Genomic DNA, 23,129 nt, shown 5'->3' with positions numbered 1-23,129 from the left:
TCGTCTTCAGCCTGCACGATAGCGTAGTTTTTGCTGCCACTGCCGGGATCAATACGTAAACGCTTGCAGTATTTGTCGAAGCCATCCACAACCGAGGTAGAAGGCGTAATCGGATACCAGGCGGCAACCGTAGCGCCACCATAGATCGCCCCGAGAGACGCGGCTGTATTGCCGTCTATCAGAATTTTGTCACCCACCTCGTCGCGGCGCTCAACGCGAATACCGATGGGACACTCGTAGTGCTCACGCGCATAGTGGTAGCCCAGCTCGAGAGCGTGGACGTTGGGAACCACCAGCTTTTCCTTGCCTCTGAACTGATCAGACACGATGCCGGTGAGCACGTCGAACTCAATGTCGAGCAAGGCGGCTAGCGCGCCCACATAAATAATGTTGCGAAACAGCTGACGCTGACGCGGATCGGCATATTCCCGGGTGCAGATATCCATCAACGGAATACCGATAATGTTGATATCGGTGCGCACCATACGAATATCCAGCGGCTTACTGGAATCGTAGAGAAAATAGCCGCCAGGCTCTACTTCACGGATGTCGCGCGCCATACTCTGCGGATTAACACAGACCATGATATCCACACCGCCGCGACGGCCCAGATAGCCTTTTTCGCTGATGCGCACTTCAAACCACGTCGGCAGGCCCTGAATGTTAGAGGGAAAAATGTTTTTCGGACTGACCGGCAGTCCCATACGAAACAGGGCCTTGGCAAACATATTGTTGGCACTGGCCGATCCGGTACCGTTTACGTTGGCAAACTTGATAACGAAATCGTTAACTGACTGAATTCTATTCATCCTACTGCCCCGCTTTCGTTACCGAGTAATAAAACTTCTGCATATCCCAGGCGGCGGTTGGGCAGCGCTCGGCACACAGACCACAGTGCAGGCAGACGTTCTCGTCTTTGATCATGGCCCGTCCGGTTGGCAGGTTGTCCGACACATAGATATCTTGCGCCAGATTGGACGCAGGCATTTTCAGCTTTTGGCGGAGCTGAGCCTCGTCGGTATCGTTGACCTCAAAGGTGAGGCAATCCGTAGGACAAATATCGACGCAGGCATCGCACTCAATACAGCGGTCTTCTGCAAATACTGTTTGCACATCACAATTCAGGCAGCGTTGGGCCTCTTTAAAGGCGGTTGCGGCATCAAAGCCTAACTCTACCTCCAGCTTGCGATCAGACAGTGTTCTTGACAGCTCAGCCTGGGGAACCACGTAGCGCTTGTCATCTTCAACGGCGCTGTCGTAACTCCATTCGTGTATCCCCATCTTCTGACTGACCAGCGTAACGCCGGGCGCCGGACGCTGATCTACAGTCTCTCCCCGACAGAACAGATCGATGGAAATGGCAGCTTGATGACCGTGGGCGACCGCAGTAATAACATTCTCTGGGCCGAAAGCGGCGTCGCCACCGAAGAAAACCTTGGGATTGGATGACTGGAAAGTAACCTCGTTAACGACAGGCATATCCCATTTTCCAAACTCCACGCCAATATCCCGCTCGATCCAAGGAAACGCATTTTCCTGGCCGATGGCCATCAATACGTCGTCACACTCGATAAAGACCGGCTCTTCGCCAGTCGGCACCAGTGATCGCTTACCATTGTCATCGTATTGCGCTTCCACCTTCTCAAACATCACACCCGCGAGCTTGCCGTTTTCTACAACAAACTCCTGCGGCACATGGTTGTCCAGAATGGGGATACCTTCGTGCTGGGCGTCTTCTTTTTCCCAGGGTGAAGCTTTCATATCAGCAAAGGGGCTGCGTACGACAACCTTCACATCCTCACCACCCAATCGACGAGCCGTGCGGCAGCAGTCCATCGCGGTATTACCGCCACCCATAACCACAACTTTCTTACCAACGGTCGAGGTATGACCAAAAGCCACACTGGACAGCCAGTCGATACCAATATGGATATTAGCGTCGGCTTCCTTGCGGCCCGGCAGATCAAGGTCTCGTCCACGCGGTGCCCCGGTGCCGACAAAAATCGCGTCGTAATCCTTGTCGAGAATAGATTTAAGACTATCTACGTACGTATTGAACTGGGTCATCACACCCATATCGAGAATGATGTTCACCTCCTCATTCAACACCTCTTCCGGCAGCCGGAAAGCCGGAATCTGGCTGCGCATAAAACCGCCGCCTGCGGGCTGGTCATCGTACAAGTCGATGGAATAACCCAGAGGCATCAGATCCCGGGCCACGGTCAAGGACGCCGGACCACCCCCTAACAGCGCAATTTTTTTGCCGTTTTTGGTTTTGGGGATCGCCGGTAAGCGGTCGGCAATGCTGGACTTATTGTCTGCTGCCACCCGCTTCAGGCGGCAAATAGCTACAGGCTCGTCCTCAATGCGCCCCCGACGACAGGCCGGCTCACATGGGCGGTCGCACGTGCGACCGAGCACACCCGGGAATACATAGGATTCCCAGTTGATCATGTAGGCATCAGTGTATCGTTGAGCGGCTATGAGGCGGATGTATTCCGGCACGGGAGTGTGGGCCGGACAGGCATACTGGCAATCGACCACCTTGTGAAAATACTCGGGGGCTTTAACGTCTGTGGGTTTCAATGCTCTTTCCGTTGCGTCTTATAAAAATACAGAACGGCGGCTGTGGCGCTCATCTAGACGACGCGCCAAGGCATTCCGCCAGCTAAAACAGAAAGATTACAGCACAATGATAATCAAAATTCAGCAAATAAATGTTTTCGCGGCAGGGAGAAAAACTTAAAAGAAATCATTGGTATAACGAACTGGCCAATTTGTAATAAATGGACAAACTGACGCGGATTATGGAAAATCGCTCCACGCTAATGAGAATGATGCGCATTATTTTTTTTGGATGGCAAAGAGCCTTTTAGCCCCGATCAGGAAGGTGGCCCGCTCGAGCAAAGCGCACGGCTCTAGAACCAGCCAAAAAACCAGCCGCCCCGCTCCAGTTCTTCGCGGCAAGCTGCCAGCTGATGGGTATAGTTCTGGGAGCGGGCCGAGACTTTGTGGGCAACGCGTTTTAGCCAGGCCTTGTCACGGAAAGTGCGGCGATTAAAGCCGCCGTGACCCTCGTGGTACGCGAGATACAGGTGATAAGTATCGGCGGGGTTGATTTTGCACATGCGGGCAGACTGGTTGTTGTACCAGCCAACAAAGTCGATCGCATCATCAAAATCATCGCGGTCGGCACCCCTCCGACCGGACTTGCTCTTGTACCAATCCCAGGTGGCATCCTTGGCCTGGGCATAGCCGTAAGCATCGGAAACGCGGCCCGCCGGTATGATCCAGAGAAAATACTTACGCGGTGGCTTCGCCTTGGCGCGAAACCGGGATTCCTGGTGCATGATGGCCATCATCGTGGGGATCGGCGAGCCCCAACGCTCCGAGGCTTTTTGCGCGTCTTTATACCAGCCGTCTTTTTCACGAAAAATTTCGCAAATATTGTCGACATTGCGTGGCGGCGTGGCACAACCGGCCAGCAAAATCAGCGCCGTAATACAGATTAGCCACCTCATATAGAGTGCTCTTGCAGTAGTGTCAAAAAAGCTTTCTCATCAATTACTTCAACACCGAGCTTTTCGGCCTTAGTTAATTTACTTCCCGCCGATGCTCCTGCAACTAGCGATGTAGTTTTTGCCGACACACTCCCCGCCACTTTCGCGCCCAAGGCTTGCAGTTTTGCCTTGGCTTCGTCGCGAGTCATGCTTTCCAGCGTTCCGGTAACCACCCATGTCTGTCCAGCCAAAGGCAATTCAGAAGGATCTTTAACTTCGATATCTGGCCAGTGAACTCCTGCGGCTATTAAGGCCTCGATCACTTCGCGGTTATGCGCTTCGGCAAAAAAATGTTCAATGTGAGATGCGACAATCGGGCCGACGTCTGAAACCTCTAAAAGCGCCTCTTGGCTGGCATTCATAATAGCGTCGATATTGCCGAAATGCTGCGCCAGATTGAGCGCGGTTGCCTCCCCGACTTCGCGAATACCCAGGGAGTAAATAAAACGTTGTAACGAGGTAGCCTTACTTTTCTCTAGTGCGTCCAGAAGGTTCTGAGCGGACTTCTGCCCCATCCGCTCTAAGCCAGACAGCGTATCGCGGTCTAGACTAAAGAGATCGCCCGGGTGCTTGATCAGTTCTCGTTCTACTAGTACTTCGACAATTTTGTCGCCAAGGCCTTCAATATCCATCGCCTTACGCGACGCAAAATGCTTGATCGCCTGACTGCGCTGGGCAGCGCAAATGAGTCCGCCGGTACAGCGGGTGACGGCCTCGCCCTCAACTCGTTCAGATTCGCTGCCGCATACCGGACAATGTGTAGGCATCTCAATGATTTTCGCATCACTGGGACGCTTTTCCGCCACCACCTGAACAACCTGAGGAATCACATCACCCGCACGCCGGATAATAACGGTATCGCCCACACGTACATCCAGCCGCTGAATTTCATCAAAATTGTGCAAAGTGGCATTGCTCACAGTAACACCACCAACAAACACCGGCTCCAAGCGCGCGACCGGCGTAATTGCGCCGGTTCTTCCCACCTGAAATTCCACATCGCGCAGCAGGGTCATTTCTTCCTGAGCCGGGAATTTGTGTGCAACAGCCCAGCGTGGCGCCCGCGAAACAAAGCCGAGTTTGCGCTGCAGATCAATGCTGTCTACTTTGAAAACGATGCCATCAATATCGTAAGGCAAGGCATCGCGCTTGTTCAGCAGGTATTCGTAATAGTCCAAGCAGCCATCGGCACCTTTCACAGTGCGTAATTCCGGGCTAACTCGAAAGCCCCACTTAGCCAGAGCGTTGAGGTTCTCACTGTGACAATTGAAAGGGCTTTTATCGCCACGCAAGGCCACGCCATATACGCCGAGCTCTAAAGGTCGACTGGCAGTAATCTTACTGTCGAGCTGGCGCAGACTGCCTGCAGCCGCATTACGCGGATTCACAAAGACTTTTTCATCTTTCGCGCGTGCAGCCGCATTCATTTTCTCAAAGCCAGCCCGCGGCATATAGATTTCACCGCGCACTTCAAGCTCGTCTGGCCAGTCGCTGCCCCGCAACCTGAGCGGCACAGAGGCAATGGTTTTTACATTGTTTGTAATGTCCTCGCCGCGTTTGCCGTCACCGCGCGTCGCCGCCCTTACCAGCAGGCCGCGCTCATACAGCAAGCTGATGGCAATTCCGTCCAGCTTAGGTTCACAGGCAAAAACCAGCGGGGCATCACTGCCGAGACGGGATTTAATACGCTGTTCAAAATCACGCAGGCCGTCCTCGTCGAAGACATTATCCAGCGACAACATCGGAACCACATGCTCCACCTCTTCAAAGGCACTTAATACGTCTCCACCAACCCGTTGGGTGGGTGAATCCGGTGACTTTAAATCGGGGTGTTTTTCTTCCAGCGCCACCAGCTCGTGAAAAAGTCGGTCGTATTCGGCGTCCGGTATGGAAGGCTCATCCAGCACGTAGTATTTGTGATTGTGCTCGGTCAGAGCATCGCGCAGGGTTTGAATTCTGGCGCGAACGTCAGCGTCGTTCATAAGTCTTTATAGTATTTGTCAGATCACACCAGGGTGAGCTGGCGGCGTTCGAAATCGCGAATGCGCTGGCGCAAATGCTCAAGTGTTTGAGTGGTGCACACGCTGCGCGCCTCATCCTGCAACTCGCAGTGCAGATTTTTCACTAGCACCTGGGCAGTTTCCACCATGCAATCAAAGGCTTTGATCGCATCTTTAGGACCGGGCAGGCGCATAAAAAAGGTAACACCAGGTGTAGAGAACTGTTCCATGGCATCTGGATCAAAGGTGCCGGGGGCGACCATATTAACGACACTGAACTGCTCAGCGCCCGCACCGCCAGCTTCTTCATAGCGGTGAAAGATATCCATTTCGCCGTAACGAACGTCGCACGCCAACAAGATCTGCAGCAAGGTTGCTCCGGGAATCACCTCGCCTTTGTGGGCAACTACGTGCAACACAATAATTTCTTCAGGGTTTTTAGGTGCCTGTGTTTTTCCTGCTGAGTCGCCGCGCTTAGCATTCTCAGCTTTTTTGGCCTCACTTTTTTTAGTGTCCGGCTTTTTGACTTCAACCTTTTTCTCGGCTTTCTTTTCGACCTTCACCTCGGGTTCTATTTCTGCGGGTTCAGGTACCGGCTCTACCAGCGGCTGGGTTTCAAGCGGTGTTTCTGCCACAACGGGCTTTGCCAGTTCACCGAGTGATTTTTCTGCTCGGGCACGTGGGCTCTCAATTTCATCATCAACGTCGAGCTCGGGTTTCGCCAAGGGCGCAGGCTTGGGCTCGGAGGGTTCTGGCCCTTCTTCAACAGAGTCCATCAACACGGGAACAGGGTTATCACCGTCGTCCGGCTTTTCGTAGCTGGGCACGGCTTTTTTACGGGCCACCACACGTGCACCGCCACCGGGCAGTTCGGGGTTGGACAACTCATCATCGTCGTCACTGGACGCCTTGGCGGACATGCGCAGCTTGTCGCTGTAGCCAGCGCGCACCCGCCGATAAGCGTCCAATACAAAACCGGCAGCCACCAGACTGCCGAGTATGATTAACCAATCTCTGACATTCAGTTCCATCGACGCTCTCTGCTCTCCCAGTCAGCGAAAGCCTACGACCAGTATTCTGTCACCACAAACAACGACTTACCAGCACATAGCGGCCAAGTTCGCATAATCGACGAACTACATCGCCGCCATTTCAGCGGCTTCTTCCAGATCTACCGACACCAGCCGCGAAACGCCCGGCTCGTGCATGGTCACACCCATCAACTGCTCCGCCATCTCCATGGCGATTTTGTTGTGCGTGATGTAAATAAACTGCACCTGATCCGACATTTCCTGAACCATCCGCGCATAACGCCCGACATTCGCATCATCCAGCGGTGCATCGACCTCATCCAGCATACAGAACGGCGCAGGATTGAGCCGGAAGATGGAGAACACCAGGGCTATAGCCGTCAGAGCCTTTTCCCCACCCGACAACAGATGGATGGTGCTGTTCTTCTTGCCCGGCGGCCGCGCCATAATCGCAATACCGGTATCCAGCAGATCGTCGCCCGTCATCTCCAGGTACGCACTGCCGCCACCAAAAACCTTCGGGAACAGCGCCTGTAATCCAGTGTTAACCTGATCGAAGGTTTCCTTGAAGCGATTGCGGGTTTCCTTGTCGATACGGCGAATCGCTCCCTCAAGGGTTTCCAGAGCTTCTTCCAGATCGTCGTTCTGCGCGTCCAGATAGCGCTTGCGCTCGGATTGTGAGTCGTACTCTTCAATCGCAGCGAGGTTGATGGCACCTAGCCGATCAATACGCTTGCCGATCTGCTCCAGTTGCGCCTGCCACTCCTGCTCGCTCGCTCCTTCGGGGAGTGTCGCCAACACCTGATCCAGGTCATGCTGCGCTTCGGCCAACTGTTCCTGCAGAGTGCGACGTCGAACCTGCAGCTCCTGATTCTCAAGGCGCGCCTGCTCTAGACGACTACGCGCCTGCTGCAGGCGGTTTTCCACTTCATTACGACGACGATCCAGCTCACGCATTACATGGTCAACACCATCGACACTGCGTCGCGCTTCCTGCAATTCTTCCTCGACAACAAGGCGCTGTTCCAAACGCTCTTCCAATTCGAGTTTCATTTCTTCAATAGGTTCACCGCTCTGGGCCAGGCTTTCCTGAATTTCTGCCCGGCGTTTTTCCAGCAATGCCACCTGATCGTTGGCCCGCGCGATAGCCTGTGCTACCGATTCAAGCTGAGCACTCAGGCTCTGGGAACGCATAGCCAGTTGATGAGCATGGTCTTTGTCGTGACGGGCCTTTTGTCGCGCCTGATCCAGCCGCGCACGCAGCTCATCGCGCTCGCGCATCAGCTCTTCACGCTGCCCGGAATCTCTCTCCATGGCCTCAATAGCTTCGGAAAGCACTGCACGTGCTTCGCCCAGTGATTCCTGTTCCTGCTTGTACTGAGCGCGCTGCTCTTCGAGTTCGTTGCGCAGACTGCTGCGACGACTATTGATCTGCTCTATACGTGCCTGGTGAGCACTTAACTTGGAATTGAGTTCACTGTGCTGGCGACTGTGCTGCTGGATATCACGCTGCAATTGATCACGTCGTGCTTCCTGATCTGCTATCTGCTCGCGACGACTGCGAAGCTGCTGATCAATGCTGGCGAGCTTTTCTTCTGCGGCGGCGATACTGTCAATCAGCTCTGCAAGCTCCTGCTGCCTTTTCAGTACACCCTGCTCGCTGTCGTCCGGGCGCGCCACACGCACCCAGTTTGGCCCCACCCACAAACCTTCGCGAGTGATCAGCGACTGGCCAGGCTGAAGCGATTTACGGCGTGCCAGCGCATCTTCAAGGCTCTCAGCGGTGTCTACATGGGCCAACTGTGCTGCGAGCGCGGCATCCGTGTTACGAAGCTTGCTGGCGAGCGAACTGCCACCAGCGCTTGCACCTGCACTTTCGACAAGGGTTAATTGTCCCTTGCCAACGCTGGCCAGCGAACCGGCCAAATCATCAATAGCCGCAACACAAACGGCCTGCAAGCGATCACCGAGCACGGTTTCTACCGCCAGTTCCCAACCGGATTCTACGTCCAGTTGCTCTGCGGCTAGTGGCGCCTGCTCAAGGTCATGATCGCGCAGCCAGTTGCTGACGGCTTCGCCCTGCCCCATCGCTGCCTGCTGCAACGCTTCCAATGAAGCGCGGCGGCCTTTCATAGTTTGCAGATCGCTGCGCAGGGCATTCTGCTCATCGTTCAGTTGCTGCAGGCTATCGCGGCCTTCAGCAATCTGCGGCAATATTTCGTCAAGTTGCTGCTGGCGCTCTTCACCTTGCAGCTCCATCTCTGCGAGTTGCTCGCGCAGCACTTCAATATCGCTGTCTTCATCAGAGGCCACTAGCGATTCGCTTTCAGCCTCCATCTTCTGCATCTTATCTTGCAGACGCTGCAGGGTGAGCTCCAGGTGCTGAATGCGCGACTGTTGTACTTCTGCCTGCTGACGCGGGGTTGCTGCATTCTGGTTGAATTCGTCCCAGCGCTGTTGCCATTCGCTGTGTGATTCTTCCGCCTCTGTCAGCGCCATCAGGGACTCTTCTTCCTGGGCCTGCGACATTTCCAGCTCAGGGGTGATGGATTCCAGCTCTTCCTGCCAGCGCTCAACTTTTTCGCTATCGCCGGTCAGGTGTGACTGGGCCTCGTCGTAATCCCGGTTGATACGCTCTAGATCTTCAGCCAACTGGCGGCCGCGATCCTGCTGGTGCTTGATGGCCTGTTCAATTCGGCTCACTTCAGCGCCGATACTGTAGTAACGCCCCTGCACTTTGTTCAGCGCATCGTTAAGCTGGGTCAGGTTGTCACGCTGCTTCTCGCTGTCAGTTTCAATAGACTGACGCTCGGTTACGACGGCCTCAACCTCAACTTCAAGGTCGCGGATACTGGCGGCACGAGTTTCCACCTTGTCGTTGATACCGCGCCACTGCAACGCCTGCAGCTGAGCCTTAAGCTGGCGTTCTTCCGCTTTGAATTCCTTGTACTTTTCAGCAGCTCGGGCCTGGCGCTCCAGATGTGACAGCTGACGCTCCATCTCTTCGCGCAGATCCGTTAGTCGCTCAAGATTTTCCCGGGTACGACGCATGCGGTTTTCGGTTTCGCGACGTCGCTCCTTGTATTTTGAAATCCCGGCGGCTTCTTCAATGAAGATACGCAGCTCTTCGGGTTTGGCTTCGATCAGGCGCGAGATCATGCCCTGTTCGATGATGGCATAACTGCGTGGCCCCAGACCGGTGCCCAGAAAAATATCAGTGATATCCCGACGCCGACATTTGGTGCCATTGAGAAAATACTCGGACGTACCTTCACGCGTGACCTTACGCTTAATGGCGATTTCGCCAAAAGCCGCATATTCGCCACCCAGCTTGCCTTCGCTGTTATCAAATACCAGCTCAATGGAGGCCTGCCCCACCTCTTTGCGGTTTACCGAGCCATTGAAGATGACATCGGTCATTGATTCGCCGCGCAGGTTCTTGGCTGAGCTCTCCCCCATCACCCAGCGCACCGCATCAATGATATTGGATTTGCCGCAGCCGTTCGGGCCCACAACCGCCGCCAGATTACTGGGGAAGGACACGGTGGTCGGGTCGACAAAAGATTTGAAGCCCGCGAGCTTGATGCATTTCAATCGCATGAAAATGAGTACCGAAAATACTATAACAGGTTGATTTTATTCTAGATTCAGAATATCTGTGGCAGTCGGAAACAGCTCGGGCGTGCACTGCCAACTTTGCCTGTAGTTTACCGGCTATTGGCGGCGCACTCCACGCCGGGTGGGGATTTTTTTATGGAATATGTCCTTTGCTAACACTCATTCGACGAGACTGTCCAGCACCAGAGAGACAGGGCCCTCCAAGCTACGCCAGCGCAGCTGTGCCGAATGGCCTTCCACATCACCAGCCGTCGGTGCCACGGAGCCGCCACGTGAAAAGCGGGCCGTCAGCTTAACATCTTCAAATTTATCGAGGGTCATATCTGCGCGCATGGCGTCAGCGGGGGTCAACACGAACTGCTGCGGCCAGGAAATGTCGCCCGACTGCGGCTTGCGCACAACTGCTAACGGAAAACCCGGGCCATCGGCAGCCTTGGCAAAGACATACAGCACCCCCTGGTCCGGCAGTGACACCGAATCGGCCCTATCGACTGAAACCACAATACCGCCGAGGGTGCCGTTCTCCAATGCCAACTGTTTGGCCCGTGCCAGGGCTTCGCCAATCACCTGTGACTGCGGTGATTGGGGCGACAAACTCGATAGCAGCGCGGTCCAGCGCTGTACCGCCTGCGCATAATCGCCACGTTCGAAGGCATCCATTCCCAGCATTCCCAGCGCGGTCGTTTGAGCCGGATCGAGTGCTATCGCCTGTTCCATCAGGGCCCGCGCTTCGCCATCGAGTTTGCGGCCATCGCGCAGAAAAAGCGCTTGGGCAAGCTGAGCCATCAGCATTGCATTGCGTGGTTCACCTGCCAGAAGCTCGCGATAACTCGCCACCGCAGCGCTATAGTTCCCCTGCTCGATGGCCAGCTGCGCATGCCAGAACCGCAACTCGGGATTTTCTGACCGAAACTGCAAACTGGTTTCAATTGCCTGTGACAGCGCGCGAATATCTTCCGGCGAGAAGCGCCGTTTTCCCGCCAGCTCGGCCTGCAATTCGTTTACCGCCATTTCAGGCCATGCACCCAACGAGCGGTAAAGCATTGCACTTGCGCCAACGGACAGAACCAGCAACAACGGCAACAACCAGGCCGGCAAACGCTCTTGTCGCGCTGCGGAATCCTCCGTCACCGTTTCCGCCAGCAGCTGACGCTGCAATTCAGCCTCCAGCTGGCTCAGGGCTTCATCGTCCAGATCACCGCGCTCACGCTCGGCCTTCAATTCTTCCAGGCGTTGCTTAAACACCGCTGCATTTGCGGCACCTGCGGCAACTCCCGCAGAGCGGGCCCGCAAACTCCAGACAATAGCACCACCAAAGATGACAAGCGCGAGTGCCAGCGTGACAAACAACTCAGTCATCGTTGCGCTCCAGCATAGCGCGCAAGCGCGCTTCCTCCGCCTGACTCAAGGCAGCGTTCGCCGCCTGACGCGGTGCGCGCGACAATCGCCACCACACACCACCGCCCACCAGTACCAGCACCGCCGGCCCCAGCCACAAAGCCAGGGTTTCCAACGTGACGCGCGGGCGATATAGAACAAAGTCGCCGTAGCGGTTATGCATAAAGGTTAGAATTTCCTGGTCACTATCGCCGGCTTTAATCATACGATACACCTCGCGCCGCAAATCCTGCGCGATGGGAGCATCCGAACCCGCTAGATTCTGATTCTGGCATTTGGGGCAACGCAATTCGTCAATCAGCGCGTTATAACGCTTGCGCTCTGCGTCGGAGACAAAGTCATAGGTTTCTACCACCGCCACCGCCGTTAACGAAAGCGCCAGACAGATCAAGGCGAGTATCAGGCGCATCAATTGGCCACCCCTTCAGCGGCCTTGAGTTTGGCAATCAGCGGCGCAAAGTGACGGTCCCAAACAGCCTGATCAAGACCGCCCTGATAGCGCATATGAACCACACCGGCGCGGTCTACAACAAAGGTTTCCGGGGCGCCGGTCACACCCAGATCCAACCCCAGCTGACCTGTCTGATCGACAATATTGACCCGAAACGGGTTGCCCTTATCAGCCAGCCAGCGACGCGCCTTTTCTGGATCGTCCTTGTAATTGATAGCGAACACAGCCACCTCACCGCGCTCCGCCAACTCCACCAGATAGGGATGTTCGTACAAACAGGTCGGGCACCAGGTGGCCCACACATTGACGATGCTAATTTGTCCTTTCAACAGGCTTTCATCGACCGGCTCACCGCTCAACAGCGCGGGCAACTCAAACGCCGGAAAGGGCTGACCGATAAGCGCCGATGGCAGTGCCTTGGGGTCGTACTCGCCATCGCTGACGCGAGTTTCCACCGCATAAAACAAAGCGGCCAGTACCAGAAACAGTATCAACGGAATAAACAGTTTTAATCGACCCATCTCAGGCTACTCCTTTACCGGCAGGTTTTTGCAAACGGTAACGCTTGTCCAGAATTGAGATCACCGCGCCCAGTGCCACGAAGGCGCCACCCAGCCAGATCCAACGTACCAGCGGTTTATAGTGAACCCGCACAGCCCAGGCCCCATCATCAAGGGGCTCACCCAGTGCCACATAAACATCGCGGAACAGCCCGGCATCAATGGCTGCTTCAGTCATGATCTGATCACCACGCGCATGGTAACGACGCTTCTCGGGATGCAATTCGGCGAGCTGGCGACCATCTTTGAATAGTCGAATATCACCCCGAGTACCGGCATAGTTTGGCCCCTGAATATCCGAGGTACCGTGAAACTCTACCCGATAAGCACCAGCATCAAGCGCATCCCCTTCAGCCATGCGCAAATCGCGTTCAGTGGAATACTGACTGACCACCGTGACACCCAGTACCGCCATACCAAATCCCATATGGGCGACAATCATCCCCACGTAAGACCGGTTAAGCTTGCGCACGCCGGTGAAAAAGCTGTCGGCATTGCGGGTCTGCTTCAGCACGCTGCGCAGGCTCGCAAAAATCAGCCACACCCCCAGAAAAAGACCGAAGGCCGCTGCCACTGACCACTCACCCCAGACAAAAGGCAGCAACAGGCCAGTAACCAGCGCCAGCGCCAGCGGCTCCTTGATCCACTGCAGCAAACTGCGGGTATTTTTCCACTGCGAGTACATACCCAGACCGGTGAGTATCCCCAGCGCCCCCGCTAGCGGCACAAACATGGCATTGAAATAGGGCGGCCCAACGGAATACTTGCCCTGCCCCAAATAATCCATCACCAGCGGAAACAGGGTTCCGAGCAACACCACCAGCGCGGCACAGACCAAAAGAATATTATTGGCCAGTAGCAGGGATTCGCGTGACACCGCCGTGAATACTGGCTTGAAGGCACTTTCCGGTGCTCGCACTGCGTAGAGGGTTAACGACCCACCAATCACCACGAACAAAAAACCAAGGATGTAAAGCCCACGGGTGGGATCGGCAGCGAAGGAATGTACCGAGGTCAACACGCCGGAGCGGACCAGAAAGGTCCCCAACAGGCTGAGAGAAAAAGCGAAAATTGCCAGTAGCAAGGTCCAGTTTTTGAAGGCGCCCCGCTTTTCGGTCACCGCCAGAGAATGCACAAGTGCGGTACCTACCAACCACGGCATAAAAGAGGCGTTTTCTACCGGATCCCAAAACCACCAGCCGCCCCAACCGAGTTCATAGTAGGCCCACCAGCTGCCCAGCGTGATGCCTACGGTCAGAAAAGCCCAGGCAACGTTGGTCCACGGCCGCGCCCAGCGCGCCCAGCTGGCATCGAGTTTACCCCGCACCAGCGCAGCAATGGCAAAGGCAAAGGCCACAGAGAACCCCACATAACCGAAATACAGCATCGGTGGGTGAATCACCATACCCGGATCTTGCAGCAGCGGATTAAGATCTTGTCCGTCAAGCGGCGTGGAAATGAGGCGGCGTTCGAAGGGGTTGGAGGTAAACAGCATAAAACTCAGGAAACCTGCCGATATTGCCCCCATGGTGGCCAGTACAACGGCCTTTACCTTTTCCGGAATCTGCTGACCGGTAAGCGCCACCGCAGCAGTCCAACCTGCCAGAATCAGTCCCCACAATAACAACGAGCCCTCGTGGCCACCCCACAGTGCGGTGAATTTATAATGCATGGGCAGCTGGCTGTTGGATTGCAAGGCAACAATGTGAACCGAAAAATCGTCCCCCATAAAGGCGGCAGCGAGACAACCAAACGACACCGCAATCAATACAAATTGCAGCACCGAAAAACGATTCGCGCTCAGCAACAGGCGGCGGTTTTCCGTCGCGTAGCCCAGTGACGGCAGCAACGCCAGCAACAACGACACACAAAACGCCAGGATTAGGGCAAAGTGACCAACTTCAGGAATCAAATCATGTCTCCGGATTGGCCTTTTTCAAGGCCTCACTGACTTCTGGCGGCATATACTTTTCATCGTGTTTTGCCAGCACCTGCTCGGCATGGAACAGGCCCTTGCTATCGAGCTGCCCGGACACCACCACGCCCTCTCCTTCGCTAAAGAGATCCGGCAAAATGCCGGTATAGGTCACCGGCACATTGGCCTGGTAGTCCGTTACGATAAAGCTTACCTGCAAGCTGTCTGTAGCGCGTTTGACGCTACCTTCTAGCACCATACCGCCGGCGCGTATATCTCGCCCTACCGGTGCCTTGCCAGCGACGATATCAGACGGGGGGTAGAACAGGTTGATATTCTCGCGCAGCGCGTAGCCCATTAAGGCTGCCGCCAGGCCAGTGGCAATCACAATAAACAACACAATAAACAGGCGCTGCCTGCGAAGCGGATGCATCAAGCTTGCTCCCGTCGGTAATGCGCACGGAGCTCTCTCAGCTGCCGTTTTTTTCGCTGCAAGGGTGCAACCAGCAGCGCAATCAGGGTCAGCGCCGTAATCCCGTACGCAGACCAGACATAGCTGCCATGACCATCCATCTGCAGCAAGGCGCTTACACTGTCAAAATACATATCCCTACCTCGCCGCTGCGGTGACCAGCTCACGCACCCAGCGGGTATTGCGCTCTCGGTCGAGAATTTCATTGCGTACAAACATCAGTAACGCCACACCGAAAAAGGCATAAAAGCCAGTAATGGTGAGCATTAGCGGCCGTAACATAGACGGATGAATAGACGATTCACCGGTAAAACTGATACTGGCCGGCTGATGTAGGCTGTACCACCACTCTACAGACCAGTAAATAATGGGAATGTTCACAGCGCCGACCAGCGCGAGGATGGCACACGCGCGCCCGGCTGCCTCTTTGTTTTCGAACGCCTCGTACAGCGCAATGATGCCAATGTAGAGGAAGAACAGCACCAACACTGACGTAATGCGGGCATCCCACACCCACCAGGTTCCCCAGGTAGGCTTACCCCAAATGGCCCCGGTTACGAGCGCCAGAAAGGTCAGTGCGGCGCCAATGGGCGCGGCGCATTTCACGACCATATCTGCCAGCTTGATCCGCCAAACCAGGCTGATCGCACCGGCAATTGCCATCATCATATAACCGGCCATCGCCACGGCAGCGGCGGGCACATGGATGTAGATGATGCGAAAGCTATTGCCCTGCTTGTAATCCGGCGGCACATAGAGCAAGCCCCAAGCTACGCCGACAAGCAGACACACAGCACTGATAACCGCCAGCCAGGGCAGCAATCGACCACTAAGCTGGTAAAACCAGCGTGGAGAACTCCATTTATGAAACCAGGCCCACATACTCTCTCAGTTACGCCAATTGAGGGCGCGCTAGTATACCTTATTCATTGGTCGAGACTTACTCGCAAGGCCCCACCAATGGCAAAAGGCGCCAATGCCAGGAAAAACAGCGCCAGCGCCGCAAGCAGTGCCAGCGGTGACGAGGCATCCATCCCCGCAACGGCGCGCTGCACGGCAGCACTGCCGAAAATCAACACCGGAACAAACAGCGGCAGCACCAGCAGTGACAACAACACCCCGCCGCGCTTTAGCCCCACCGTCAGCGCCGCACCGATGGCGGCAATAAAGCTCAGCATCAAGCTGCCACAGCCAAGACTCAGCAACAGTGCGCCCAGACCCTCACTGGGCATCTGCAGCATCAAAGCCAGCAGCGGCGACAACAAGGTCAGCGGCACGCCGGTAAGCAGCCAGTGGGCCAACGTTTTCATGAGCACCGTGGTATAGAGCGGCACTGGGCTTAGCAGGATCTGCTCCAGCGTGCCGTCGTCAAAATCCCCTTTGAACAGTGCGTCGCTGGCCATGAGCACGGATAACAGGGCAACAATCCACAGAATACCCGGCGCCAACTCGGCCAGTATCTGCGGTGACGGCCCGAGCCCCAGCGGAAACAGCGTGCAGACAATTAGAAAGAAAAACAGTGGATTTGCCAGCTCGGTACGACGCCGCAGACTCACCGTCAATTCACGTCGCAACAGGCGCAATGCAAGTTCAATGGGGCCCAGTGTCTTCACACCTATACCCCCAACTCAATGGATTGCAGAGCTGGAATGGCTGGATCATGGTGTGTCGTCAGCAACACCGCGCCGCCCTGCTTAGCAAAGTCCCCAATCCAGCCCTCCAGCGCGGCAACAGTCTGTTTATCCAGCGCCGTGAACGGTTCGTCCAGCAACCAGAACTTGGCGGGGATAAGGAATAACCGCGCCAGTGCCACCCTACGCTGCTGACCGGCCGACATCTGCCGACACTGGATATGCTCATAGCCGCCTAGGCCAACCTGCTCTAGGGCAGCTTCGATATCGGCAGCGCTAGCAGCCAGACCTTTCAAGGATGCGAGCCAATCCAGGTTCTCGTGGGCACTCAAACTGCCTTTCAGCGCAGGGGCATGCCCCAGAAAGTGACTATGGCGCCGCAGCGCCGACAAAGATCGCTGGCCTTCGTAGAAAATCTCGCCCTCATAGGCCGAATAGAGCCCTGCGACGATACGCAGCAGTGTTGTCTTGCCGGCACCGTTGGGCCCCTCAAGTCGAATCGCGCTGCCTGCGCGAACATCAAAATCAAGATTTTCGGCCAGTACCCGGTGATCACGAGAAAAGGTCAGGCCTCTGACTTCCAGCAGTGACGACAAACCGCCTGGCTCCTCTGATAAACGGATAGGGTAAGCTTCAAGAAAGCGGCGATTATAAACAACTTGGCGGGTTTATGCCCTGTCAGAGAGACTTCAGTTCATCATCCAGGGACAAGGGGTCGGAAGATGGCGCTGCCGACTCCAGCTGTAAGATCCGGTCACGGCAGTATTCAAACTTTTTCCAGAGTACCGCAGGCATCGCTTGCGGTGTAGCAGACGCTCGCACGCGCTGAAATTGCACTGCCAAGTAGTCCGCACCAGCGTTCAACAGCCCCAGCACCCCGGGGTTCATTGCCAATTGACCGCGATCCAGCGCTTCGGCAACACGTTCACACTGGGCCGCGCTCTCACCAAGCACTTCCAGCCCGGGAAGGCTCAGCGCGGTACCCTTGATATTATGAAAATCACGTCGCACGCCCCCCATGGTCAGCTCGGTATACTCTCCAGCGGCAAAGGCTGTGAGTGCAGCGCGGCATCGATTGAGGCATTCGGTTGCTTCATCGGCAAAAAAAATACGCAGATCGGCGTAGTCGTCGTCAGCGATCACGGCGATCCTCGCTGCGCCGCCGCATCGGTCAGCGGCCTCCCAAGGGTATTGAAAACCTGCTCAATCTTGGCTTGTAACACCGCCGCCGTGAAGGGTTTGACGACATAACCATTCACACCCGCCTGCGCTGCCTCGACGATTTGCTCGCGATTGGCATCTGCCGTAACCACCAGCACCGGCAGTGCAGCTAGGCGCGGATCTTGGCGCACAGAGCGCAGCAAATCCAGCCCAGACATACCCGGCATGTTCAGATCGGTTATCAGGAAATCGTAATGATCACTGTGAAGCATCGGCAGTGCGGTAGTGCCGTCGTCAGCTTCATCAACGTCTTCATAACCCAGTTTATGCAGAAGATTTTTAATAATCCTACGCATGGTTGAAAAATCATCAACGACCAGAATTTTCATTGGCGCTCGGCAAGTACTTCATTGAATGACAACACTTTTTCATATTTACGTGGAAATCGCCACCGAGATCATTGGTATTAAGGGGAATAGTTCTCAAATGCAGTAATCAAAACAACGCTGGCTATAACGGTTCCGCACCGAAAATCAGAAAATACAGATAAAAAAAGACCGCCCCAACCAGGGCGGCCCACCGTGCTGAGAAGCGTCAGAATCGACGCCAACCTGGACGGAGCCTCTGCCTTAAGGCAGCACTGCTCTTACTGCTACTGCTATTACCGTTTCAAACATGCAAATTAAGCCGACACATAAGCAAACGGGTTAACCACACTTGAGCCTTCACCCATAGGCCGTATCGGGATGTGCGACAATAGATTGCGAATGCGTCCCTCATCGACTTTACGCACATCCACCATCAACAATATGGCGCCTGCTTCTAACGCATTGTGAAAGCGTCTTATCTTGTAATTTTCACGAGACAGTCCAAGCATACCGCCTTCCCAAGCGCCAAACAGCGTTGCCGAGACAATCAACGCCACCATCGCAAATACGCCCCAAGAACCAGAAAAATCAATCACCCGTGACGCAAGCAGAACAAACGCTGCACCAATCATCAGTCCCAGCAAACCACCGCGCTCTGTGCCGCGAAGAATATCGCACCGCTGCAACGGCGACGCCCCCTGCAGCTGGTGGCTATAAAGGCCTGCCTCATCTTTAGCCAACGCATGGAACCGCCAATTGGCGATCCCTGGTGTATGCTGTAACTGACGCGACACTTGGCTCGCGAGCGCCATGGAATCTGTCAGGTAGTAAAGGCGCTTCATACATAAGCCTCCAGCCTCCTGCGAGCCCTCATTATTCTCCGGCACGGCCTTGCTACACCGCGCTTAGTCGGACTCTGTCTGACGTATTCTTAGTATAGCCAAGGGAAAGGGGGGAAAGTTGGTAGGAATACCTGATGTTAGAACGATTGGCTATAAGCTGTTTATTTTTTAGGCGCCCTATCTAACACTAACACTGAGTCACTCCTCGTTGCGCAGGGCCTTGCTGCGTTCCGCCGGCGACACCAGCTCTGTGAGACGAATCCCCAACTGATTGTTGACCACCACCACCTCACCGCGCGCAATCATGGCCCCATTCACCAGCACATCCAGTGGCTCACCGGCTTGTCGATTAAGTTCGACGACCGCGCCCTGCCGCAGATCCAGCAAGTCGCGCACCGATATTTCCGCACTCCCCACTTCCATGCTGATACGCACGGGAATATCCATCACCATATCCAGGCTGGCGCGACTGCTGGTCACTGCCTTATCCACGCCACCGCTCAGCGGTTGAGATAATGGCTCGGCGTCGCTGACCTTGCCAGCAGATTTACGCTCTTCGAGGGTTTTGAATTCATCCATTATTTTCCGCTCCCGCATCCTCATTCTTCAGCACTTTTACTGCCCAATTCCCCGCATAGCTGCCAGCCTCTACGCGGTGGATAGGAATACCATCAACCGTCAACTCAGACCCACGTCGCAGGTTTAGCGGCAGGAAATCGCCGACGTCCAGCGCCGCCAGCTCACTGAGCGACAGCTCAAGCTCCGCTACCCTACAGCGCGCATTGACCATCACCTGACTGAGCTGCTGCTCAACAGCATTGGCCCACTGTCGATCTGACTCCGCGGACAAGCCGCGATGCCCCGACTCCAAGCTTTCACGAACCGGCTCCAGCATGGCTTCGGGCATCACCACATGGATTTCGCCGCCACCCCCGCCAATAAGCACCTGAAAAGTGGAAATCACGACATTTTCGCTCGGTGCCACAATGGCTGCCAGCGCTGGGTTATATTCCACGCCCTGTGGCTGACATGACAACTCAGCCACGCCGCGCCACAGGTCTTCGATATCGCGGTAAATACTGTTCAGCAGGCGTGCAACCAGGGTATTTTCGGTGGGTGTAAACTCACGCCCTTCGACCTTGGCATGACGACCCGACCCTCCAAAAAAGAAGTCTACAATGCGAAATACCAGCCTGGCGTCCAACACGACCATCGCGGTACCCGCGAGCGGCGACAGGGTTACTAAATTGAGGCTAGACGGCAGGTAAAGGCCATCGAGGTAATCGGAAAACTTGCGCACTGCGACGGCCTGCGCATCGATATCCACTTCTTTCCTGAGAATGGCTGACAGTGCCTGCCGAATGCGGCTGGAAAGGCGCTGATTAATGGCATCGAGCCCGCTGTAGCGCCCCCGCGTAATACGCTGCTGGCCGCTTAGGTCGTAGCTGCGCACCCCCGTGGTCACTGACGGGCTGGTTTTGGTAACAACGTCACTGTTGGCAACTTGCTCCAGCAACGCATCAATCTCGTCCTGCGACAACACATCTTTCATGAGGCTTTAACCGTTACTGGACTGGCCAGCCGCAATTCTCCGCTGAGCACAATATCGCCCGACGCCGCCATCCGACGCACCAAATACAGTACATCGTTTGCCGACTGCTCAATGGGCTCGGCACCGAGCCCAGCATACTCTTTCAGCAGCGGGCGCAGCATACGCGCTCTGGTTTTAGGCATACGCTGCAAAAAGCCTTCCCGCGTATCGGGGCGGCACCCCAGCAACGCCCGCGCCAGCAAATCATCCGGCAGCTGGTCCTGAACTTTCTTCCAATCTTCAGAAGTAAGCCCCAGCAGATCGTCCATGGTAAACATCTGGTTTTGCAAGGTGAGCGCCAAACCCTGATCCCGCTGGTAAATATCTTGCAGCAGGGCCTCGGACCAGTCGGCCGACACTGATTTTAAAATAGCAGCGGCCTGACGGCGCCCCGGTGGAATACGGTTTGAATGGTTTGACAGTTTATCGAGTTTTGATTCGATCAGCTCTGAGATCGCCTCGGCCGCGGCGGGCTGCAGTTTGTCCAGCTCAGCAACCCGCAACACCACGTCGGCGCGCACATTGGCAGGCAGGCACTCTATCAGTCGCGTGGCCTTCTCTGTGTCCAGGCTGGCGACGACAATTGCCTGCACCTGAGGATGCTCGCCGGAAACCAGTTCAGCCAGCGTTTCGGCCTCAAGCCAGCGTAGATTTTCAAGCAAGGGAATACTTTCCTGAATTTCCGGTGCACCGGCAACCAGCCGCGTGCGCTTCTCCCCTAAAGCTGACTCCAGCAGACCCCGGAAATCAGATTCGGCTTTTACGCCAAAACCCGTGGCTTCCTGCACGTCGTTAAAAAACTGGCGAACTGCGTAACGCAGGACAGTGCGACGTACTCGTGCAATGCGCACCATAATATCGCCCACCAATTGAATCTCGCGGGGCAAAAACTGCTGCAATACCCCGGCGGCTACCGGCTTCGGCAGGCTCAACAGGATCACCGCTGCCAATTCACGCTGGGTCATACCACCACTTTCAGCGGCTGCGGACGACGATGGACGCAACCATAAGCGCAGAACCTGAGCCACGCGTGATGGGTCTTCGGCGGCGAGTTTCTCAAGCTCGGCCAGCCGCACATCCACTTCATCTTTGTAGCTTTGCCGAGGCCGGCGGCCAAGCAGCCAGCCCGCTGCAAGCCCGATAATCAACAGCACTCCGCCGCCGAGTAACAACCACCCAAGCGACGGTCGACGAGACTCGGAGGCATCGTGTGTATGCGGTTCGGTCACCAATGGCATGGATGACAGCACCAGAGGATAGTTTGCGCCAAGAGCCGTGCTAATCAGCTCCCGCAAGCCCTCTTCGCTGTAGTCGTTCTGAAAGTTTCGGTCAACAACCAGCAGGATTTGCGGTCCGGTGCGGGTCTGACTAAATTGAACGTGATATCCATCGCGACCGAACACCGAATCTAGCAGCCCCACCAGACGCTCGCGCGACATCTCCAACTCGCGCCGAGGGTCGTTGTCACCGACGACACTGGGTTGCGCCACAGCAACACAATTTACCAACAACAGCACGACAAGCACTGCAACGCGGAGCGTAATGGCTGCTGGGTCACCCCATTTTATTGTCATAGGAACCGGGTAAAGTGACTGGAAACACCTTATTTACCGACAGTTTGCCGCATTTATCAAGGTATTCCCGCCACTCGCTATCGTTTCTGTGAATAGCGGCAAAGCACGCTTACCTGCGCAGCACAGGTAAAACGCTCAGGCGAGATTAACGGCGCGGATCTTGTCCAGGCTCGGGCGCTGCAGTTTCAGCGTTTTGAAATCAAACAGTTCGCCATCGGCTAACTGGGAAGGTGACACATTGCCGATTGCAGTAAAGATACTGTCCAGTCGACCCGGCCACTGCTTGTCCCAATCTTGCAGCATCTTCTTGATCGCCTGTCGCTGCAGATTGTCCTGTGAACCACACAGATTACAGGGGATGATGGGAAAAGCCTTGTAGTTGGCATAGCGCACCAGGTCCGATTCCTTGCAGTAGGCCATCGGTCTGATCACGATGTTCTGTTTGTCATCACTGAGTAGCTTCGGCGGCATGGCTTTGAGTTTGCCGGCAAAAAACATGTTAAGAAACAGGGTTTCTATAATGTCGTCGCGATGGTGGCCGAGCGCAATTTTCGTGGCCCCGATCTGCTCGGCAAAACCGTACAGCGAACCGCGCCGCAGGCGCGAGCACAGACCGCAGGTAGTCTTGCCCTCGGGCACCACCGATTTCACAATGCTGTAGGTGTCTTTTTCCAGGATATGGTATTCGATGCCCAGCTTTTCCAAATAGGCTGGCAAGACTTCCTCGGGAAAGCCCGGTTGCTTCTGATCCAGATTTACCGCCACCAGCTCAAAATCCACCGGCGCGCTCTGTTGGAGATTCATGAGAATATCCAGCATTGCGTAGGAATCCTTGCCGCCAGACAGGCATACCATTACCCGGTCACCGGCTTCGATCATGTTGTAATCTTCAATGGCCTTGCCAACATGACGCCGCAGACGCTTTTGTAACTTGTTAAACTCGGTTTTCTCTTTTTT

The 23,129-nt window shown here is 55.4% G+C and carries 22 protein-coding genes; all 22 read right to left on the bottom strand.

Annotated features, from left to right (window positions below; genetic code table 11):
* On the bottom strand, positions 1 to 809 hold an 809-nt coding region (locus ABYP39_RS07680), incomplete at its 3' end, for a 2-oxoacid:acceptor oxidoreductase family protein (RefSeq protein ID WP_372759458.1).
* Between the two features lies 1 nt (position 810).
* The gene (locus ABYP39_RS07675; protein ID WP_372781890.1) at positions 811 to 2,586 is read right to left on the bottom strand and encodes an FAD-dependent oxidoreductase; all 1,776 of its coding nucleotides are present in this window, start codon (positions 2,584 to 2,586) and stop codon (positions 811 to 813) included.
* A 332-nt stretch (positions 2,587 to 2,918) separates the two neighbouring features.
* On the bottom strand, positions 2,919 to 3,521 hold the full coding sequence (locus ABYP39_RS07670; protein ID WP_372781888.1) for a transglycosylase SLT domain-containing protein: 603 nt from the start codon (positions 3,519 to 3,521) through the stop codon (positions 2,919 to 2,921).
* A complete protein-coding gene (gene ligA / locus ABYP39_RS07665; protein ID WP_372781886.1) occupies positions 3,518 to 5,542 on the bottom strand; it encodes an NAD-dependent DNA ligase LigA in 2,025 nt (674 codons plus the stop codon). The genes ABYP39_RS07670 and ligA overlap by 4 nt, the downstream gene beginning before the upstream one ends.
* A 23-nt stretch (positions 5,543 to 5,565) precedes the next feature.
* Entirely contained in the window at positions 5,566 to 6,591 is a 1,026-nt protein-coding gene (gene zipA, locus ABYP39_RS07660) for a cell division protein ZipA (protein WP_372758895.1), read from the bottom strand.
* 105 nt (positions 6,592 to 6,696) lie between these two features.
* Positions 6,697 to 10,191: a chromosome segregation protein SMC gene (gene smc / locus ABYP39_RS07655; RefSeq protein ID WP_372781884.1), complete on the bottom strand. Its 3,495-nt coding sequence runs from the start codon at positions 10,189 to 10,191 to the stop codon at positions 6,697 to 6,699.
* Positions 10,192 to 10,368: 177 nt separating this feature from the next.
* The gene (gene ccmI, locus ABYP39_RS07650; RefSeq protein ID WP_372781882.1) at positions 10,369 to 11,568 is read right to left on the bottom strand and encodes a c-type cytochrome biogenesis protein CcmI; all 1,200 of its coding nucleotides are present in this window, start codon (positions 11,566 to 11,568) and stop codon (positions 10,369 to 10,371) included.
* The gene (locus ABYP39_RS07645; protein ID WP_372749295.1) at positions 11,561 to 12,016 is read right to left on the bottom strand and encodes a cytochrome c-type biogenesis protein; all 456 of its coding nucleotides are present in this window, start codon (positions 12,014 to 12,016) and stop codon (positions 11,561 to 11,563) included. The genes ccmI and ABYP39_RS07645 overlap by 8 nt, the downstream gene beginning before the upstream one ends.
* The gene (locus tag ABYP39_RS07640) at positions 12,016 to 12,579 is read right to left on the bottom strand and encodes a DsbE family thiol:disulfide interchange protein (RefSeq protein WP_372781880.1); all 564 of its coding nucleotides are present in this window, start codon (positions 12,577 to 12,579) and stop codon (positions 12,016 to 12,018) included. The genes ABYP39_RS07645 and ABYP39_RS07640 overlap by 1 nt, the downstream gene beginning before the upstream one ends.
* A gap of 1 nt (position 12,580) precedes the next feature.
* A complete protein-coding gene (locus ABYP39_RS07635) occupies positions 12,581 to 14,530 on the bottom strand; it encodes a heme lyase CcmF/NrfE family subunit (protein WP_372749293.1) in 1,950 nt (649 codons plus the stop codon).
* Between the two features lies 1 nt (position 14,531).
* The gene (gene ccmE, locus ABYP39_RS07630) at positions 14,532 to 14,966 is read right to left on the bottom strand and encodes a cytochrome c maturation protein CcmE (RefSeq protein ID WP_372749292.1); all 435 of its coding nucleotides are present in this window, start codon (positions 14,964 to 14,966) and stop codon (positions 14,532 to 14,534) included.
* On the bottom strand, positions 14,966 to 15,139 hold the full coding sequence (gene ccmD, locus ABYP39_RS07625; protein WP_372758855.1) for a heme exporter protein CcmD: 174 nt from the start codon (positions 15,137 to 15,139) through the stop codon (positions 14,966 to 14,968). Before ccmD ends, ccmE begins: the two co-directional genes overlap by 1 nt.
* 4 nt (positions 15,140 to 15,143) lie before the next feature.
* Positions 15,144 to 15,887: a heme ABC transporter permease gene (locus ABYP39_RS07620; protein WP_372758856.1), complete on the bottom strand. Its 744-nt coding sequence runs from the start codon at positions 15,885 to 15,887 to the stop codon at positions 15,144 to 15,146.
* A 44-nt stretch (positions 15,888 to 15,931) separates the two neighbouring features.
* Positions 15,932 to 16,618, bottom strand: coding sequence for a heme exporter protein CcmB (ccmB, locus tag ABYP39_RS07615; RefSeq protein ID WP_372781878.1), 687 nt, complete (start codon positions 16,616 to 16,618; stop codon positions 15,932 to 15,934).
* Positions 16,619 to 16,620: 2 nt separating this feature from the next.
* Positions 16,621 to 17,232, bottom strand: a complete 612-nt coding sequence (gene ccmA / locus ABYP39_RS07610; RefSeq protein WP_372758858.1) for a cytochrome c biogenesis heme-transporting ATPase CcmA — start codon at positions 17,230 to 17,232, stop codon at positions 16,621 to 16,623.
* Between the two features lie 82 nt (positions 17,233 to 17,314).
* Positions 17,315 to 17,779 (bottom strand): Hpt domain-containing protein, encoded by a 465-nt coding sequence (locus ABYP39_RS07605; RefSeq protein WP_372747196.1) that lies wholly within the window; start codon positions 17,777 to 17,779, stop codon positions 17,315 to 17,317.
* On the bottom strand, positions 17,776 to 18,186 hold the full coding sequence (locus tag ABYP39_RS07600; protein WP_372747195.1) for a chemotaxis response regulator CheY: 411 nt from the start codon (positions 18,184 to 18,186) through the stop codon (positions 17,776 to 17,778). The genes ABYP39_RS07605 and ABYP39_RS07600 overlap by 4 nt, the downstream gene beginning before the upstream one ends.
* 293 nt (positions 18,187 to 18,479) lie before the next feature.
* Positions 18,480 to 19,007, bottom strand: a complete 528-nt coding sequence (locus ABYP39_RS07595; RefSeq protein WP_372747194.1) for a hypothetical protein — start codon at positions 19,005 to 19,007, stop codon at positions 18,480 to 18,482.
* Between the two features lie 198 nt (positions 19,008 to 19,205).
* Positions 19,206 to 19,586: a flagellar motor switch protein FliN gene (fliN, locus tag ABYP39_RS07590; RefSeq protein ID WP_372747193.1), complete on the bottom strand. Its 381-nt coding sequence runs from the start codon at positions 19,584 to 19,586 to the stop codon at positions 19,206 to 19,208.
* Positions 19,579 to 20,559 (bottom strand): flagellar motor switch protein FliM, encoded by a 981-nt coding sequence (fliM, locus tag ABYP39_RS07585; RefSeq protein ID WP_372781876.1) that lies wholly within the window; start codon positions 20,557 to 20,559, stop codon positions 19,579 to 19,581. Before fliM ends, fliN begins: the two co-directional genes overlap by 8 nt.
* Complete coding sequence (locus ABYP39_RS07580) at positions 20,556 to 22,172, bottom strand: FliG C-terminal domain-containing protein (protein ID WP_372781874.1); 1,617 nt, start codon at positions 22,170 to 22,172, stop codon at positions 20,556 to 20,558. Before ABYP39_RS07580 ends, fliM begins: the two co-directional genes overlap by 4 nt.
* A gap of 135 nt (positions 22,173 to 22,307) precedes the next feature.
* Positions 22,308 to 23,129: tRNA 2-thiocytidine(32) synthetase TtcA (gene ttcA, locus ABYP39_RS07575; RefSeq protein WP_372781872.1), on the bottom strand; the 822-nt coding region annotated here is incomplete at its 5' end.

The sequence above is a fragment of the Litorivivens sp. genome (genome assembly GCF_041625495.1).
GTDB lineage: Bacteria > Pseudomonadota > Gammaproteobacteria > Pseudomonadales > Spongiibacteraceae > Litorivivens.
The sequence above is the reverse complement of the archived record's forward strand: the minus strand, read 5'-3'. Positions and strand labels throughout refer to the sequence as shown.